This window comes from Priestia sp. SIMBA_032, from assembly GCF_046535215.1.
GTDB classification, from domain to species: domain Bacteria; phylum Bacillota; class Bacilli; order Bacillales; family Bacillaceae_H; genus Priestia; species Priestia aryabhattai.
Window position 1 is genome coordinate 1 of record NZ_JAWRXD010000659.1, and the last position, 272, is coordinate 272.

The 272-nt window shown below is 65.1% G+C and carries 1 protein-coding gene; it reads right to left on the reverse strand.

Annotated features, from left to right (window positions below):
* A partial coding sequence (locus tag SB717_RS35890; protein ID WP_410907748.1) for a zinc-binding dehydrogenase occupies positions 1 to 261 on the reverse strand: 261 nt, incomplete at its 3' end.
* Between the last annotated feature and the right edge of the window lie 11 nt (positions 262 to 272).

The following is a 272-nucleotide window of genomic DNA, read 5'->3' on the forward strand; positions in this document are numbered from 1 at the left end:
TGACTCCATGCCCACGGCGTCGATACACTTCTCTGGTCCTTTGCCGCGTGTCAGTTCCTTGAGTCGCTCCAGCACGCTTTCCTGGTCGAAATTGATAGTGATCGCGCCACCGGCCTGCGCCATGGCAAGCCGTTCCGGCACACGGTCAATCACGACGACCTGCCTGGCGCCGAGCAGCACGGCGCTGCGTATGGCCATCTGCCCGACAGGGCCCGCCCCCCAGATCGCGACCGTATCCTCGGGCTGGATGTCGCAGTTCACGGCCGCCTGCC